A 2006-nucleotide genomic window follows, 5' to 3' on the forward strand; every position below is an offset into this window, starting at 1 on the left:
ATCAAGCACAAAACGCTTGGTTAAGTGCGGAACCGCTCTTGTATGCGGCTTGGAGACAGGCGACCACGAAAATTAACTTGCGATTAGGAGGACAAGTTCCTTCTTCCTTTGGAAAATTCCCAGAGTCAGAGCGAGTCGCAACGAAAGTTCAAAATACTAACACTAAGAACTTGGATGTTGTACCAATTTGGGAGAGCCAAGTGGAGGTTTTATCGCATTTTGAACCCCCGTCCCTTTAGGGCTGGGGTGGCTTCAGGCAAAATTCCGGTTGACATACCTAGCAAGGTTCGCTAGCAAGAGCTAGGGGCTAGGGGCTAGGGGCTAGGGGCTAGGGGCTAGGGAAGAGGGAAGAGAGAGAAATTTTGACTTTTGACTTTTGACTTTTGACTTTTGACTCTCCTCACGATCGCGGACGCCCCAAAGTGGTGATGTACAGAACTGCTTCATCAGCTGGGATACCCAACACTTCATTCACCTGATTATCAAAAAAGCCACCAATACCGCTGACTCCCAAGTTGAAGCGCATAGCAGCCAAATTCAGCCTTTGTCCCAGATGACCCGCGTCCATGTGCAAATAGCGGTAAACGCGATCGCCATACTTCGCCACAGACGTTTTCAAATCAGCCGTGTGAAACACCACCGCCCCTGCATCCCGTCCCAGTTCCTGTCCCAGGCACAGGTAATGCAACTCTCGTCGGAAGTTTTTAAAGCGAATTTGTCGTAATTCTTGGGCTAGTGGTGCGTAATAATAGCAGCCATCCTCTAACCCATCGACCCCTGAGACAGCAATAAACGTCTCGATTAAACTCAGATCGAAATAATCTGGAGAACCATCTAAACCTTGCTCAACGTAGTGCTGGGGTTGATAGGTGAAATCCAGTAAAGCGTTCAGTTCCTCCAAAGTGAGATTAGCGCCTGTGTAAGCGCGAGTGGAACGACGTCTGAGAATATTGTGTAAGAGTGCTTCCAGCTTTTCTCCCCAATCGATCGGCCTTGTCGCCGTAGAAACTTTCAGACAAAAGGGAAAGTTATACTTATCTTGCAAAGATTTCCCTGTCGCGTCCGTCATCTTTGGTGCGTTGGACAAATCAATCCTGGTAGCGCGATGGAAATATCCCAGCAATTCCCCATCCGGTACTTGAGGATAATCGGTTTGAGTCCCGGAAGGCAACGCTGTCTGAGCTAGCGGCAAGTTTTGTTTGATATCTAGTAAGTCTGCCAGAGGAATTACAGTTATGGTACTTTCTTCCTCCGAGTTGAGGTAAAGCAAGTTGTTGACCGCCTCATCGGCAAAACCGCCAATCGAATGGGGGCGGTAGTCATTCATCGCGCAGGCTAGCTCGATATTGCCGAGTAAATGACCGGTATCTAAGTAAATCCGTCGATAGGCGCGATCGTGATAGCGCCAGGACGATCGATAAAAAATCGCTGTCGTGACGATCGCTAACTGAGTGCTGTCTAAAACCGGATGCCAGAAACAAGCATCTTGCAAAGCCCTCCAAACATCATTTTCCCAAAAATGAATCAGCGAATGAGTTTTGGGCTGATAGTTATACAATCCTGGCGGCAGTAGCGGCGTCCCGCGAGAAATTAAATACACTTCAGCTGGATACAGCCCACCGGCGGAAGGCGTTGCCCTCAGATACATCGGCTCTGCATTTATCATCGGCATCGGCATTTTCGCCGTCAAGCCGTAGCTGCAAAACAGCAACTGCGACAGACGCCGCCACCACTTTACCTCCGCGCTGACAGCTGCTTCGGGTTCTTGTTTCAGATAGGGTCTCAGGTCAAAGGAAGTGCCAATTTTGTATTCCTTGAATGGCACAGGTTGCTTCGACCAGTCTAAACCCTGACTTTTGGTAGCAATCGTTTCGGGGTCATATTTGGTGCGCTCGTGGTAATGCTGAGCGATCGATCCTCGCACTTCTGCCATACAAGTTATCAAATGCTTCTATTTCCTTTCGATCTTGGCATTTACCGCACCAAAAGTGTTATCGCTAGCTACC

Annotated in this window: 2 protein-coding genes; one reads left to right on the forward strand and one right to left on the reverse strand. The window is 48.7% G+C overall.

Annotation, left to right across the window (positions count from 1 at the left end; translation table 11 throughout):
* Positions 1-239: hypothetical protein (locus H6S82_RS33140; protein ID WP_206756917.1), on the forward strand; the 239-nt coding region annotated here is incomplete at its 5' end.
* A gap of 161 nt (positions 240-400) precedes the next feature.
* On the opposite strand, the gene H6S82_RS31070 is transcribed toward H6S82_RS33140, so the two are convergent.
* A complete protein-coding gene (locus tag H6S82_RS31070; protein ID WP_190474865.1) occupies positions 401-1933 on the reverse strand; it encodes a SagB/ThcOx family dehydrogenase in 1533 nt (510 codons plus the stop codon).
* Positions 1934-2006: the final 73 nt, after the last annotated feature.

It is taken from the genome of Planktothrix sp. FACHB-1355, assembly GCF_014748295.1.
GTDB classification, from domain to species: Bacteria; Cyanobacteriota; Cyanobacteriia; order Cyanobacteriales; family Aerosakkonemataceae; genus Aerosakkonema; species Aerosakkonema funiforme_A.

Bases quoted from the DNA above. Each gene is read 5' to 3' on its own strand.
- H6S82_RS31070 (WP_190474865.1), bottom strand. From the start codon at position 1,933: ATGGCAGAAGTGCGAGGATCGATCGCTCAGCATTACCACGAGCGCACC.